We start from the raw sequence: 15,381 nt of genomic DNA, 5'->3' as shown, positions 1-15,381 counted from the left end.
CTATACTTGCGGTTCAGATTCTACTTTCTCAACCTTCTTCTTGTTTTTCCCCTTTTTCAAACGACGGTTTTCAAGCATTAACCAAATTTGAGAGGCAACGAAAACAGAAGAGTACGTACCTACAATTAATCCAACAAGTAACGCAAACGAGAAGTTACGTAGTGACTCACTACCGAAGATAAGCAGTGCAATTACTGGGAATAACACTGTTAATACGGTGTTAATCGAACGACCAAGCGTTTGGCGAATACTTGCATTTACAATTTCTTCTAGATCTTTTATATCGCGCACTCGTTTTTTCTGTTTGTATAATTCACGGTTTCTATCAAATGTAACAATCGAGTCATTAATAGAATAACCGATGATTGTTAGTACTGCCGCAATAAACGTTAAGTCTACCTCTAGTTGGAAAATACTAAACATAACAATCATAACGAATGCGTCATGTAATAATGCAAGTACTGCAGATAACGCATACGTAAATCGGAAACGAATACTTACGTATAAAATGATAACCGCAGAAGCAATCAGTACTGCGATAAATGCATTTCGTGCAATTTCTTTACCGATTGTCGGTGAAACTGTACTTACGTTTGGATCTGTACCATATTTATCGTGGAAGAATGTTTTTGTTTTCGCAATTTCATCTTTTGATAAAACACCTAATGTACGAACTGCGAAACCTTTATTGTCATCTCCAGTCGGTACAATATTTTCTTCCTTCACATCAATGTTCAATTCTTTAAAATCTTTATGAACATCAGACACAGTAACGGCTTGTTTTGATTGCAAGTCGATACGTGTACCACTCGCAAAGTCAATACCAAGATTCAATTTGAAAATTGGTAAGATAATTGCACCCGCAATTACAACTACAATCGAGAAGATAAGGAATTTATGACCGATATTTACGAAATTAATACGATCAAATCTTGTTGGCGGATGTACTACACCTTTTGTTAAAGGAATAATATCCTTTTGTTTCACACCAAAATATCCTGGTTTTTTATCGAAGTAACGGCTCTTTACAAGTAAACTTAGTAAGAAACGAGTACCGAATACGTTCGTAATAAAACCAACTAAAATACTTACGATTAAACTTGTTGCGAAACCTTTTACAGAGCTATTACCGTAAACAAATAATACACCAGCAGCTGCAAGAGTTGTAATATTCGCATCTAAAATTGTTGCTAATGAACGATGGTTACCAGCACGGAACGCTGACATCATGGACTTACCGATTTTCAGCTCTTCTTTCAGTCTCTCGTACGTAATAATATTCGCATCAACTGCGATACCTACTCCGAGCACTAACGCTGCAATACCTGGCAACGTAAGAACTGCATGCATCCAGTTAAAGACAAGTAATGTAACGAAAATGTATAACCCTAACATAATAACCGCTACAAGTCCTGGTAAACGGTAGAATACAAGCATAAATAAGAAAATAAGAGCGATACCAATCGCACTAGCGAAAATCGTTTGCTCTAACGCTTGTTGACCAAATTTCGCTCCAACAGATGTTGAATACATTTCTTTTAAATCAACAGGAAGTGCACCTGCATTTAATAAAGATGAAAGTTGTTTCGCACTTTCAACTGTGAAGTTTCCACCTACGATAGATACTTCAGCTTGGTTAAATACTTGGTTTACTGTTGCTGCTGATAAGAACTTCGGATTCGGTTTTGCAGATTCTGCTTTATATGAATCTTTTCCTTCTTCAAAATCAAGCCAAATTACCATTAAGTTCGTTGGTGGTGGCATTTTTGAAATTTTTTCAGTTACTTCACGGAATTTTTCAGCGCTTTTTAGTGTAAGACCTACGCTTGCACGGCCTTGCTCATCAAATGTTTGCTTCGCTCCGCCGCCTTTTAAATCCGCTCCATCCATAAGGAGATTGTCATCTACATCACGGAATGTTAATTTCGCTTGTGTCGATAACATTTCACGCGCTTTTTGCTGATCTTGTACACCAGCAAGCTGTACACGAATTCGATCTTGCCCTTCGATTTGAATGTTCGGCTCACTTACACCGAGAACATTGACACGATTTTCAAGAGCACCTACTGTACTTACAAGTACATCTCGATCGATTTTATCACCTTTTTTGGCTGGTTTTACTTCATACAGAATTTCAAAACCACCGCGAAGGTCTAGTCCTAGACTAATTCCTTTTGCTATGTCTTTTCCTGCCGCACCAATTACTCCACCGATTAATAAGACGATGAGGAAAAAGGCGGCAATTCTCGTACCACGCTTTGCCATATGTACCCTCTTTCTGCTACTAACACTTTCAATAAATCTCTTACGATTCACTGCTATACGTGTGCATACGCCTAGTTAGTAGACTTCCTTTCTATAATTTTTGCTAGTTCATCACTAGCTCTATAGGTAAGCTTTTACACTACCTACACTTCCATCATTTATTTTCCTCTTCACTACCTCCTTTATATATAATCTTAGACATAATTATTTCCTCTTTATCAATACATATCATTATACTGCAAAAGGAAGAACAAACCAATTGCAGTCGGTTATTTATTTTCGTACTCATCAAATGACCAAAGTGGCGCTTGGTAAGCTTCAACAGTTAAATATGTCATATATTCATTAGCTGTTACTGTTAATACGTCATTAACTAATTCATACAATCTAACATCGCTGTCTATCTTCTTCCACTTTTTCACTTTAAGAAACTTCCAAATGTCATCATCTGTCACTCGGTCGTAACCGAACATTTGAAACTCTTCTACTTTACTTTCTAAAACGACTTGTAACTGTCCGCGGTATGATTCTACCAAAGCCTCTCTATCTAACATCTATAAACATCTCCTTCTTATTTCAGCACGAAAAAGTCGCTTTAATCCCGCTCTAATGGACAGCAATAACTACTTTCAAGAGCACTATCATACTTCACTCTCTTAAATGCTTGTCATTCTTGTCTCGTACGTGCATATAAATTATTGTAAATCATTCCATTGATTTTGAGAAGGTAGGAGAAGAACATGACGAGACAAAGCTTTTTAAAAGGCGCATTTATTTTAATGATAGCCGGCTTTATTACAAAAATACTCGGCTTTATCAACCGCATAGTAATGGCACGTATTTTAGGAGAAGAAGGCGTTGGTCTTTATATGATGGCCGTTCCTACATTCATTTTAGCAATTACATTGACACAAATTGGTCTTCCTGTCGCAATCGCAAAATTTGTAGCAGAAGCGGAAGCTGTGAACGATAAACAAAGAGTTAAAAAAATATTAACCGTATCACTAGCTGTTACATCCGTTATTAGTATCATTTTAACAATCGGAATTATGTTCCTCACACCTATTTTAGCAAAAACATTATTAACCGACGAAAGAACCTACTATCCATTAATGGCCATTTTGCCCGTTGTTCCTGTTATTGCTGTTTCTTCTGTGTTGCGTGGTTACTTTCAAGGGAAACAAAACATGAAACCTAGCGCTTATGCGCAAGTTCTAGAACAAGTCGTCCGCATTACCATTATCGCTATATGCATTCAATTATTTTTACCTTACGGCATAGAATATGCTGCAGCCGGCGCTATGTTATCAGCTGTTCTCGGTGAAGTTGCATCCTTATTATTTTTACTCACGTTATTTCAGCGAGAAAAACATTTATCAATACGCTCTGGATTTTTCACTACTGTAAAGGAAAGCAAAGGGACATTTTATTCTCTGATGGATATTGCCCTTCCAACTACAGGAAGTCGTTTAATCGGCTCCGTTTCATATTTTTTTGAACCTATTGTCGTTATGCAAAGCTTAGCAATCGCTGGTGTCGCTGCTTCTGTTGCAACCCAGCAATACGGTATATTAAACGGTTATGCATTCCCGCTCCTATCACTACCCGCCTTTATTACATACGCTCTCTCTACAGCGCTCGTTCCTTCTATTAGTGAAGCAATGGCAAAAAGACAACATAAATTAGTAGAGCACCGTTTACAACAAGCACTTCGAATTTCATTAATTACCGGCGGATGGTCTGTCGTTATATTATACGTATTCGCTTCTCCTGTTTTAACTCTTATGTATGGATCAGACAGCGCAACAGCATTCATTCAACTTCTTGCGCCTTGCTTTTTATTTCATTATTTCCAAAGTCCACTCACCTCTGTTTTGCAAGCTTTAAACTTAGCAAGAGCCGCAATGATGAATACATTTATTGGTGCCATCGTGAAATTAATCGTTATTTTTGTACTAGCATCAAGGCCAGAGTTTCAAATGATGGGGGTTGCACTTGCTATTGCTGCAAATATTGTAACAGTAACATTTCTTCACTACGCTACTGTTTTAAAAAAGATTACATTTACCATTTACGCAAAAGACTATATTTTCGGCGGACTTGCCATCGGTATCGCAGGCGCCTTCGGTTTTTATCTTCATAAATATATTATTTTCTCTCATTCCCTTGGCATACAAACATTATGGGAAATCACTTTAACAACAATTGTTTATATCGTACTTCTCTTCACTTTCAAACTCATTCGAAAAGAAGAGTTAAGTCGTCTCCCTATCATTCGTAAGCTTTCATTTTTGAAATAAGGTGAAACTTTAATCAGTGGGGTAATCTCCACTGATTATTAGTTATACTAATCATCCTTACTCTTCCAAAGGATAAGTCTCTAATTTTCTTTTACATCAACAAAAAATTGTCCATTTTGAAAACTACAGTATAAAATTTGTGTTATATCGTTATAACCTAAGTTTTTTAATTTCTCAATAAGCCATTCATCTGTATGCTCAATCATTTGTAAATGACTAGATTGAATTTCTCCATCAATAATAAGAGGAAGCGTAAACTGCAATGTATCTTGTTTATTTTTTTGTTTTTGAAAGACAGATAACTTCCCAGACGGTTCCAAAATAGCATATTCTACATCCCGAATATCTCCAACTCCTTGTTCCCTTAGTTGCATCATTAAATCATCAATATTATATCGTTGGTTTCTCATCTTTTTTTCATCAATCTTTCCCGCATTAATAATAATTGCTGGTTCACCTTCTATTAAATGCCGAAATCGTTGAAACTTTAATGAAATGACTGACAAAATGATTTGTATGCACATAAGAAAAGTCATCGGAACTAATTGATGCCAAAGTGATTTATCGGTATTTTCAATTGCTACTACAGCCATTTCTCCAAGCATAATAAATACGACTAAATCTAATACACTTAGCTCTCCTATCTCACGTTTACCCATAAGACGAAAAATAATTAAGATGATGATATACAAAAGCATTGTCCGTCCAATTACCGATATCCATTCCATTTCTACATCTCCTTTTTTACGTATAGACTCCCCTATAAAAAAGAAACTAGTCTAACTTGAGCAAAAGGAAAATATGCTTGTATTAAAAAGGGGGAATGCATAAATGGATGGAACGAAAAAATTATCAACCGCAATTGGCTTCGGTATTGTTACGCTACTAATTCTCGCATCTATTACTAGTATGATTATGGCTCTTTTATTAAAGTTTACGAATATAAATGAAGGGACATTAACCGTTACTATTTTTATACTCGCTCTTTTATCTATGCTTATGTCTGGATTTACTGCCGGCAAAAAGGCTCAAGGAAAAGGTTGGCTAGTAGGTTTCACAACAGGGCTCACGTTCACTATACTCGTCTTTCTAGTTAACTATTTAGGCTTTTCTCAAACCTTATCGAACTCACAATTACTATATCAATTAGCATTAATGGGGGCGAGTACACTCGGTGGTATTTTCGGTGTAAATATGTCAAAGCAAAATAACTAAAAAAGGCCCTGCACATTTCATGCAGGGCCTTCCACATTAGTTTTTCACAACTTCACGAATCGCATTGCGATCGAAAGTTAAGTGTGAACCACCAGATTTAATAACGATTTTTGTCTCATCTACTGATTCGATTGTGCCGTGTAAACCACCGATTGTTACGATAGCATCACCTTTTGCTAACTCACTTTGCATTTGAGCAACTGCTTTTTGACGTTTTTGTTGCGGGCGAATTAATAAGAAATAGAAAATCGCAAACATCGCAACGATCATAACGATATTCATCATACCTGCATTCATCTTTTGTTCCTCCTTTTAAATTATGTATTAGAAGTTTTTAGCATTCGGTTTATTAAAGCCATACTGTTCAAAGAACTCTTCGCGGAAATCGCCAAGACGGTCTTCACGAATAGCTTGTCTCACCTGCTCCATTAAGTTTAACAGAAAATGAAGGTTGTGATAAGACGTTAAACGAATTCCGAACGTTTCATCACATTTCATTAAGTGACGAATGTACGCACGTGAGTAGTTTTTACATGTGTAGCAATCACAGTTTGGATCAAGCGGACCGAAGTCTCTTGCGAATTTCGCATTTTTTACAACAAGGCGACCTTCACTTGTCATACATGTACCATTTCGAGCGATACGAGTTGGAAGTACACAGTCAAACATATCAATCCCACGAATTGCGCCATCGATTAACGAGTCAGGAGAACCTACACCCATTAAGTAACGAGGCTTATTATCTGGAAGAAGTGGTGTTGTAAACTCAAGAACACGGTTCATAATATCTTTCGGTTCACCAACAGATAAACCACCTACAGCGTAACCAGGGAAGTCCATTGAAACAAGATCTTTCGCACTTTGACGACGAAGCTCTTCGTACTCCCCGCCCTGTACAATACCGAATAAACCTTGATCTTGCGGACGTTCATGCGCTTTTAAGCAACGTTCTGCCCAGCGGCTCGTACGCTCTACAGATTTCTTCATATATTCAAAAGTAGCTGGGAATGGTGGACACTCATCAAATGCCATCATAATATCTGAACCTAATGCATTTTGGATTTCCATCGCTTTTTCTGGTGATAAGAATAATTTATCTCCATTTAAGTGATTACGGAAGTGAACGCCTTCCTCTTCAATACGACGGAAGTCACTTAAACTGAATACTTGGAAACCACCAGAGTCTGTTAAGATTGCACGATCCCAGTTCATAAATTTATGCAAGCCGCCTGCTTCACGAATAATTTCATGACCTGGACGTAGCCATAAATGATACGTATTACTTAAAATAATGCCAGAATCCATTGCTTTTAATTCTTCTGGTGACATTGTCTTAACTGTTGCAAGTGTACCAACTGGCATAAATGTTGGTGTATCAAATGAACCGTGCGGCGTATGCACACGACCTAAACGGGCACCCGTTTGTTTACATGTCTTAATAAATTCATAACGAATTGCTGTCATAACTTACTCCTTTTATTTGTTTCTCATTTTAGCGTGAGATGCAACGAACATTGCATCACCGAAGCTAAAGAAACGATATTTTTCTTTTACTGCTTCATTATAAGCATGAAGTACATTATCTCTATTTGCAAATGCACTTACAAGCATAATTAATGTTGATTTCGGTAAATGGAAGTTTGTAATTAAACCATCAATTGCTTTAAATTCATATCCCGGATACATGAAAATATCTGTCCATCCAGAAGCGGCGCAGAGCTTACCGTCATGATCTGTTGCAATTGTTTCTAACGTACGAGTTGATGTCGTACCTACAGTAATAATACGTCCACCATTCTCTTTCACACGATTTAATAATGCCGCTGTCTCTTCAGACATATGATAATATTCTGCGTGCATATGGTGTTCTTCAATCGTGTCTGCAGAAACTGGTCTAAATGTTCCAAGTCCTACGTGAAGTGTAATGAATGCTAACTGAACGCCTTTTTGCTTTAACTTCTCAAGTAACTCTTCTGTAAAGTGAAGTCCCGCAGTCGGCGCTGCTGCTGAACCGATTTCTTTCGCATATACTGTTTGATAGCGATCGCGATCTTCCAGCGTCTCTTTAATATATGGAGGAAGCGGCATTTCCCCAAGTTCATCTAAAATTTCATAGAAGATGCCATCATATGAAAATTCAAGCTGGCGTCCACCTTGATCTGCAGTTCCTGTGCAAGTTGCTTTTAATTTCCCTTCGCCAAAAGAGATAACAGTTCCTTCTTTTACACGTTTCGCTGGCTTTACAAGCGTTTCCCACTTATCACCTTCTTCTTGTTTTAAAAGAAGTACTTCAATGTGCGCGCCTGTATCTTCTTTCACACCGTGCAAACGAGCAGGCATAACTTTCGTTTCATTTAAAACTAAGCAATCCCCCTCATGTAAGTAAGAAAGAATATCCGTAAAATGTTTATGCTCAATATCACCTGTTTCACGGTCTAACACCATTAATCTTGATGTTTCACGATCTTCTAACGGGACTTGTGCAATAAGTTCTTCTGGTAAATGAAAATCAAACAGATTTATATCCATAGCTATATCCACCTATTTCTTATTTAAATCGATTTATTATATACATAATAAAAGATAATACAATACTTAACACAATACATGTAATGATAGGAAAATAAAAGGTAACGTTTCCTTTTTTCACAAAAATATCGCCTGGAAGCCTTCCAATGAACTTCCAAGCTAATCCAACAACGATGAGTAAGATCCCGGCTGTAATAAGCAGCTTTGGCATCTCCGTCATACTTTTGGTATCTCCATTCCGAAATGTTCATACGCAAGCGGCGTTACAATTCGGCCCCTTGGCGTTCGTTGTAAAAAGCCAATTTGTAATAAATACGGCTCATACACATCTTCAATCGTATGAGATTCTTCTCCAATTGTTGCTGAAACCGTTTCTAATCCAACTGGACCGCCACGGAATTTCTCAATAATACCAAGCAGTAATTTATGATCAATATGATCTAGACCTAATTTATCTACTTGCAGCAATTCTAATGCCATTTGTGTAATTTCCATCGTAACCGTTCCGTTACCACGAACTTGCGCGAAATCACGTACACGTCTTAAAAGACGATTCGCAATACGAGGTGTACCACGAGCACGTCTTGCAATTTCTAATGCAGCTAACGAATCGATTTCAACTTCAAATACTTCTGCTGTACGTTCAACAATCGCAGAAAGCTGATCTACTGTGTAGTACTCTAACCTTGAAAGTACACCGAAGCGGTCACGAAGCGGTGCCGATAATGCTCCAGCACGTGTTGTTGCTCCAACTAATGTAAATGGCGGTAAATCTAGGCGTACAGAACGTGCTGAAGGCCCTTTTCCAATTACAATATCAAGGCAAAAGTCTTCCATCGCAGGATACAATACTTCTTCAATTGATCTATGCAAACGATGAATTTCATCAATAAATAATACATCCCCTGGCTGAAGCGCTGTTAATACAGCAGCTAAATCTCCTGGTCTTTCAATTGCGGGACCTGAAGTTGTTCTAACATTAACGCCCATCTCATTGGCAATAATATTCGCAAGCGTCGTTTTACCAAGACCTGGTGGTCCATATAAAAGCACGTGATCTAACGTTTCTTCACGCATTTTCGCCGCTTCAATAAATACTTCTAAATTATGTTTTGCTTTATCTTGGCCAATATACTGACGGAGCGTCTGTGGCCGTAATGAATATTCTAAATCCGCATCTTCATATGCAGATTCCCCTGAAAGGAGACGTTCGTCCATTATACTCACCTCTTACCATTTAGTAAAAGACTAAGTGCCTTTTTAATATACTGATCCGTCGTTAATGATTCTTTTAATAACTCTGGTACAACACGAGAAACTTCGCGTTCTGCGTATCCAAGTGCGCGCAGAGCTTCCAGTGCCTCATCAAGCTCAGCTGATGAACCTTTCTTCTCATCAAAACGTTCTGTGTCTGAGAATAAATCAACGAATGCATCTGGTACGACATCTGCTAGTTTTCCTTTTAAATCTAAAATCATTTGGCGTGCTGTTTTCTTTCCGACGCCTGGGAATTTCACTAAAAACTTCTCATCTTCATGCTCAATCGCTTGAACAACCTGTCCTGTTTGACCAGAAGCTAAAATGGCAAGAGCTCCTTTTGGCCCGATGCCAGACACGCCTAACAACTTTGTAAATAATAAACGCTCTTCACGTGTTTTAAACCCGTAAAGTGCCATAATATCTTCTCTCACATAATGATATGTATAGACACGGATTTCTTGCTTACTTCTTTGAAATACATACGGATTCGGTGTGAAAATTTGATAACCAATTCCATTATGATCAATTACGACATATTCCGGCCCTACATACTCCACGTAACCTGTAACATATTCAAACAAAATACGATCTCTCCCTCTTAAATCATGTATTCCATTTTAACATATTTAATGATAGAAAAGCGAGACTGCCCCAACAAATGTTCTCCACTTGAAACTTCTGTTATTTTCCATTGACAGAAAGGTTAAAGCACCTTAATATACAGAGGACGATAATGATTATCAATACTAATTAAAGGGGTTACATCAGGATGAAACGTAAGCTATTTATTTTATTTACTATTATGCTTGTTGTTCTTTCTATCGTTGGCTGCTCTTCTCAAAAAGAAGAATCGAAAGCAAAAGAACAACCGAAAACAAAAGTTGTAAAACATGCTAAAGGTGAAGCTACAATTCCAGTAAATCCAAAGAGAATTGTTGACTTATCTGGATCAACAGAAGAACTATTACTTCTTGGACACAAACCTGTTGGTACAGCAAATACATATAAAGATAAAATCCAAAATCACTTAACAGACAAGTTAGATGGAGTAAAAGCAGTAGGTTGGTACTGGGCACCTAAAGTTGATTTAGAAGCTGTTACTGCTTTAAAACCAGACTTAATTATTTTAAACAACCGTCAATTAAAAATTTATGATCAACTAGAAAAGGTTGCACCTACAGTTGTTCTAGAAACAAACTTAGAAGACTGGCGTGGTAAGTTTAAAGAAGTAGGTAAGCTATTTGACGAAGAGAAGAAAGCAGACAAATGGATTGCAGACTACGATAAGAAAGCAGACTCTTTATCTAAAAAAATTAAAGAGAAAACAAAAGATGAGAACTTTATGTTCGTTGCAGTTACACCACAAAACTTCCGTGTATACGGTAGCTTCGGATACGGTGACATCATCTTTAATGACTTAAAACTTCCAGCAACAAAAGGTACGGATTTAAAACAAACGATGGCGCAAGTATCACTAGAAGGTCTAGTTGCATTCCAGCCTGACCAAATGTTTATTGTAAACTTCGGCGGCGAAGCTGATAAAGTTTACGAAGACTACAAAAACAGTGCCGTTTGGAAAGACAATAAAGCAGTTAAAAATAATCACGTATATGAAGTATCAAATGAAGTCTTCAATACGAAAGCATTCAATCCAATCGGGAAAGATATGCTAATTGATGAAATCGCAAAAGAAATTTTAGCTAAAAATAAATAAGAGAAAAAAGCAGCTCACCATGAGCTGCTTTTTTTCTTACTTTGCACTGCGTATTGCTTCATTTTTTCAATCGTCTTCACAAAACCTTCTTTTGATTTAATACGAATGCCACGTTTCAATTTCGCACGCTCATAGCTCTCAAGCTTTTTCATATCAATTTGAAAGAAAGAATGGATCGCATTATCACTTTTCGGTACACCTTTGAAAATTTGTAATATCCCTTCCTCTGAAACACCAAAATACCCGCTCGTTTTCAATAACGGAGAAATATCATCAACTTTCTTTTGCAATACAATTTGTACATCATCACGATCAACGAGCTGCCATTCTTTATACTGCTGTAAAAACTTTTCTAAATCCGTCACTTTTTCTGTAAGTATTTCTTCGCTTACTTCGCCATCAACATACATACGCTCTAATAAAATTGTAACCTCAGGTTCTTTTTTCGTTACTTCTGGTACTGGCCCTTCCGCCTTCACATTCGTTCCATAAACGAAACAAAACATCATAACGAAAGCTTGCATCGCAATCAGTATCCATTTCATTTCCGTTCACCTCTTTTAGGCAAGATCATACTTTCATTAGTAGTTTTTCCGGAAATGGGGGTTTTATCCATATTACATTTCTTTCGAAAAATAAAAAATGCAGATAAGGGTTTACCTCATCTGCATGTATCATTTACTTTTATATAAAATGAAAGACGCCTGCAAAGCAGGCGTCTTGATGCGTTTACGGCGAGAGACCAGGCGACCACATTCGCGTGTTTAGCACTTAAGCACATCTCTCGTCTTACGTAAATTAGCTCATCGCTTTGCTAATATAACATTAATAAAGTATAAGTGCAACATGTTTATAAAAATATTTTATTTCCTCTTTCATCCAAATTATTTTATGTAAATTATAAATTGATAATCGCAATATATATGTTACAATTAATGTGACAGCGAAATCATAATAAGCAGGGGATGAATATTATGAAAAAAATAAAGGATGAACGCCTCATTCTTCAAATGTTAAAAAACATACGTATTGTCTTTCTTTTTCAATACATTGGCGTAGTTGGAATTTTAGGCTATATCGGATTCACTGAAGGCATTGATCAAATTACGAAATCTCCATTGTGGCTATTATTTATGTTTACAAGTATTTTACTTGCTTATTTACAGTTAAGTGTTTCAATCGATGTAGAAGAAGGCGAAAAGGAAATACAGTTAACTCCTTATTACAAACTTGTCTTCCACTCCCTTATTGTAGGAATCGTTACGGCTATTATTTATATTATTTTCAGTCCAGAAAGACCTCTATTTGAAGCTATTTCAACAGGTAGTATTCTTTTCATATGCTTTTTAGTTTCTTATTCCGTTAGTTATTTTATTAAAAAACGTCGCTTACAAGACAACGATGAATAAAGAGGAAGGGCTATCCCTTCCTCTTTTGTTTTGTTATCGCACTGTACCAGTTAAACCGTAACGAATGTCTCGGAACATATTCACTATGTCACGATTAAAATCGTTTGTAACTGTACCGTTACGTAGACGCGTACTCATTGCATCGACACGAGTAAACATATCATTTCTTACAGAAACATATACGTTTCTGTTTCCAACTTCATTTGCAACAGCTTGACGAATTTCGTTAGCCATCGCCGTTTCATTTGTCACTGTGTTACGTGGTTTTACCGCAATCGCTACATCGTTTCCATATACAACTGTAGACACACGGTCTACGTTATTCATACGTTTCACACGATTTGTTATTCTTTCAGCTGTTTTACCATCATTGTTAATGTATGAATTGTTCATTGTAATATTACGAGTTGGATGCGGATTAGCAATTTGTCCATTGTAATTTACATCTCGATAATAATTGTATCCTGTATCGTTACGACCATTTCTATATGTTACATAATCTGTATAACGATCATTACGTGTCACATTATCACGATACTGGTGTGTATCATTATAAGATGTACGCTCGTAATTGTAGTTACGTCCATCCATTGCATTATTATCTTTCGGTGTACCACATGCAGCTAATGCACTGGTAACTAACAAAGAAGCAGCAATCACTTTTACTTTCGTATTCAATACAAAAACCCCCTCTGTTAGAATGAACTTCTCTACTGAAAAGCTCCCTCTTATGATGAGTAACCGAGAAGGTTTTTACACTGTTAATATTTCACTAGGAATTTTCTAGCACTTCATAAAAAAACTTCATTTTCTTAATTAACAGGAATGCAAAAAAGGCGGGAATACTCCCGCCTTTTTAAACTTCTTCTTCGTCCTCTTCTTCTGAAACGGGCTCTCCAAATACATTCGGTGGATCTGGTTGATAATACATCGTTCCTGGCTGTGGTGCATATGCAGACTGAGTTGGTTGATAATATAAAGGATTCGCATATTGCGGACCGCCTGGTTGTGGACTATATAGTCTACTTTCTCCTCCGCATCCACAATCTTCCTCACCCTGCACAAGCGGCGGCATATTATTATCCATTGGCATCATATTCGGGTTTGGCATAGACGTATATTGCGGTCCAAACGGCGCTCCTTGCTGATATGGCATTTGATATGGATTTGGTTGTTGATAATACGGATTCGGCGGCATCATGGGCTGTTGATACGGCATTTGATAGGGCATCATATTGGGTGGTTGATTGTTATCCATAATCGGCATCATATTCGGCATTTGATTGTTATCCATGATTGGCATCATATTCGGCATTTGATTGTTATCCATAATTGGCATTATATTCGGCATTTGATTGTTATCCATAATCGGCATCATATTCGGCATTTGATTGTTATCCATAATCGGCATCATATTCGGCATTTGATTGTTATCCATAATCGGCATTATATTCGGCGGCTGGTTGTTATCCATAATTGGCATTATATTCGGTGGCTGGTTGTTATCCATAATCGGCATTATATTCGGCGGCTGGTTGTTATCCATAATTGGCATTATATTCGGTGGCTGGTTGTTATCCATGATTGGCATTATATTCGGTGGCTGGTTGTTATCCATGATTGGCATTTGAATATTTGGCATTTGAATATTTGGCGGTATGACTTGTGGAATCACTACATTTTCTTTCGATACATTTGGCGATACTATATTCCCTACGTTTTCTTTTTTCACTTGCGGTGACACTATATTCCCTACATTTTCTTTTTTCACTTGTGGCGATACTATATTTCCTACATTTTCTTTCTTCACTTGCGGCGATACTATATTTCCTACATTTTCTTTCTTCACTTGCGGCGATACTATATTTCCTACATTTTCTTTCTTCACTTGCGGCGATACTATATTGTTTTTTTTCGTTTGCGGAGAAATGATATTGTTAGGTTTCATTTTACTAATTTGAGGAGCAATTAACTCACTTCCTTTTTTTATTACATCTGAAATTTTATATTCTTTTTTCGGTTTTATTGGTGGTTGTGGCGGCTGCGGTAATACATTTACCGAAAACTTCGTGTTTTCTTTTTCCGCCGGTTTTTGTTTTTCTATCACAGGTGGTTTTTGAATAACAGACGGTTTTTCAACTGGTTTTTCTTTTTGAATTGGCTGTTCTTTTTGCACTTCTTTTTGTGGCTTTACCTGCATCTCCTTCTGTGGTTTCACCTGTACTTCTTTTTGCGGCTTTACCTGCATCTCCTTCTGCGGTTTTACTTGCACTTCTTTTTGTGTTTGTTGCATAGCTGGCTGCTGTGTAATTGGTGCTGATTGATACGTAACTTCTTCTTCATCTTCTATTCCAAGCGGAGTTGGTGTTGCTGCAAATTCTTTTTGCTGCACTTCTTTTACGTATTGCTTTGGAGGCGCTGAACCTGCTCCAGCCTGTTGTTTCATGTGAACACTCTTGGATGGCACTTTAATTTTCATACCTGGCATAATTAAATCTGGATTACTAAGTTGTGTATTTGTTTTTTTCAACGTGTCAAAATCCACTCCGTACTTTTTCGCAATTTTCCAAAGGGTATCCCCTTTTTGCACGATATGAATTTTCAAATTTTCCCCCTCCTGTATAACTTATCTATAAGTAACAAATCTCATGAAGTAACTCTTTCTAAATAACATTAACTTCTTTTCACT

At 37.1% G+C, this 15,381-nt stretch carries 15 protein-coding genes and 1 pseudogene; 4 read left to right on the top strand and 12 right to left on the bottom strand.

The features are described from left to right. Positions 1-2,265 (bottom strand): protein translocase subunit SecDF, encoded by a 2,265-nt coding sequence (gene secDF, locus ACTFO4_RS02360; protein WP_063537531.1) that lies wholly within the window; start codon positions 2,263-2,265, stop codon positions 1-3. 269 nt (positions 2,266-2,534) lie between these two features. Next, positions 2,535-2,819 carry a post-transcriptional regulator gene (locus ACTFO4_RS02355; protein WP_000886980.1) on the bottom strand — a complete coding sequence of 95 codons (285 nt, stop codon included), beginning with the start codon at positions 2,817-2,819 and terminating at the stop codon, positions 2,535-2,537. Between the two features lie 186 nt (positions 2,820-3,005). On the opposite strand from ACTFO4_RS02355, the gene spoVB reads away from it, so the two are divergent. Then, complete coding sequence (spoVB, locus tag ACTFO4_RS02350; protein ID WP_000198301.1) at positions 3,006-4,565, top strand: stage V sporulation protein B; 1,560 nt, start codon at positions 3,006-3,008, stop codon at positions 4,563-4,565. 80 nt (positions 4,566-4,645) lie between these two features. Here spoVB and ACTFO4_RS02345 read toward each other — a convergent pair whose 3' ends face one another. Continuing rightward, the gene (locus ACTFO4_RS02345) at positions 4,646-5,293 is read right to left on the bottom strand and encodes a DUF421 domain-containing protein (protein ID WP_000454838.1); all 648 of its coding nucleotides are present in this window, start codon (positions 5,291-5,293) and stop codon (positions 4,646-4,648) included. Positions 5,294-5,396: 103 nt separating this feature from the next. On the opposite strand from ACTFO4_RS02345, the gene ACTFO4_RS02340 reads away from it, so the two are divergent. Continuing rightward, complete coding sequence (locus tag ACTFO4_RS02340; RefSeq protein ID WP_410987764.1) at positions 5,397-5,780, top strand: TIGR04086 family membrane protein; 384 nt, start codon at positions 5,397-5,399, stop codon at positions 5,778-5,780. 36 nt (positions 5,781-5,816) lie between these two features. Here the strand turns inward: ACTFO4_RS02340 and yajC are convergent, their stop codons facing one another. The 6 genes from yajC to ruvA are packed head-to-tail and all read right to left on the bottom strand — an operon-like array spanning position 5,817 to position 10,150. After that, positions 5,817-6,077: a preprotein translocase subunit YajC gene (gene yajC, locus ACTFO4_RS02335; RefSeq protein WP_000991115.1), complete on the bottom strand. Its 261-nt coding sequence runs from the start codon at positions 6,075-6,077 to the stop codon at positions 5,817-5,819. A gap of 27 nt (positions 6,078-6,104) precedes the next feature. Continuing rightward, on the bottom strand, positions 6,105-7,244 hold the full coding sequence (gene tgt, locus ACTFO4_RS02330) for a tRNA guanosine(34) transglycosylase Tgt (protein WP_000125365.1): 1,140 nt from the start codon (positions 7,242-7,244) through the stop codon (positions 6,105-6,107). A gap of 12 nt (positions 7,245-7,256) precedes the next feature. Continuing rightward, positions 7,257-8,309, bottom strand: a complete 1,053-nt coding sequence (gene queA, locus ACTFO4_RS02325) for a tRNA preQ1(34) S-adenosylmethionine ribosyltransferase-isomerase QueA (protein ID WP_000354014.1) — start codon at positions 8,307-8,309, stop codon at positions 7,257-7,259. A 19-nt stretch (positions 8,310-8,328) separates the two neighbouring features. Continuing rightward, positions 8,329-8,529, bottom strand: coding sequence for a DUF2905 domain-containing protein (locus ACTFO4_RS02320; protein WP_000138162.1), 201 nt, complete (start codon positions 8,527-8,529; stop codon positions 8,329-8,331). Continuing rightward, a complete protein-coding gene (ruvB, locus tag ACTFO4_RS02315; RefSeq protein WP_000344449.1) occupies positions 8,526-9,527 on the bottom strand; it encodes a Holliday junction branch migration DNA helicase RuvB in 1,002 nt (333 codons plus the stop codon). The genes ACTFO4_RS02320 and ruvB overlap by 4 nt, the downstream gene beginning before the upstream one ends. 5 nt (positions 9,528-9,532) lie before the next feature. Next, positions 9,533-10,150: a Holliday junction DNA helicase RuvA gene (gene ruvA, locus ACTFO4_RS02310; RefSeq protein ID WP_000464511.1), complete on the bottom strand. Its 618-nt coding sequence runs from the start codon at positions 10,148-10,150 to the stop codon at positions 9,533-9,535. Between the two features lie 188 nt (positions 10,151-10,338). Here ruvA and ACTFO4_RS02305 point away from each other — a divergent pair, with 188 nt between their 5' ends. Further along, positions 10,339-11,283, top strand: a complete 945-nt coding sequence (locus ACTFO4_RS02305) for an iron-hydroxamate ABC transporter substrate-binding protein (protein ID WP_000823606.1) — start codon at positions 10,339-10,341, stop codon at positions 11,281-11,283. Positions 11,284-11,297: 14 nt separating this feature from the next. On the opposite strand, the gene ACTFO4_RS02300 is transcribed toward ACTFO4_RS02305, so the two are convergent. Next, positions 11,298-11,828, bottom strand: coding sequence for a BofC C-terminal domain-containing protein (locus tag ACTFO4_RS02300; protein ID WP_000871192.1), 531 nt, complete (start codon positions 11,826-11,828; stop codon positions 11,298-11,300). Between the two features lie 429 nt (positions 11,829-12,257). Between ACTFO4_RS02300 and ACTFO4_RS02295 the strand changes: the two genes are divergently transcribed. Further along, the gene (locus tag ACTFO4_RS02295; protein WP_000721223.1) at positions 12,258-12,692 is read left to right on the top strand and encodes a hypothetical protein; all 435 of its coding nucleotides are present in this window, start codon (positions 12,258-12,260) and stop codon (positions 12,690-12,692) included. Between the two features lie 33 nt (positions 12,693-12,725). Here the strand turns inward: ACTFO4_RS02295 and ACTFO4_RS02290 are convergent, their stop codons facing one another. Beyond that, positions 12,726-13,370 (bottom strand): YhcN/YlaJ family sporulation lipoprotein, encoded by a 645-nt coding sequence (locus tag ACTFO4_RS02290; protein ID WP_001093536.1) that lies wholly within the window; start codon positions 13,368-13,370, stop codon positions 12,726-12,728. A gap of 1,770 nt (positions 13,371-15,140) precedes the next feature. After that, positions 15,141-15,297: pseudogene (safA, locus tag ACTFO4_RS02285) on the bottom strand (SafA/ExsA family spore coat assembly protein); the annotation flags it as partial. Positions 15,298-15,381: the final 84 nt, after the last annotated feature.

It is taken from the genome of Bacillus cereus group sp. MYBKT14-1, from assembly GCF_051915185.1.
GTDB classification, from domain to species: Bacteria; Bacillota; Bacilli; order Bacillales; family Bacillaceae_G; genus Bacillus_A; species Bacillus_A cereus.
Note: the sequence above shows the minus strand (reverse complement) of the source record. Positions and strands in the feature narration are given on the sequence as shown.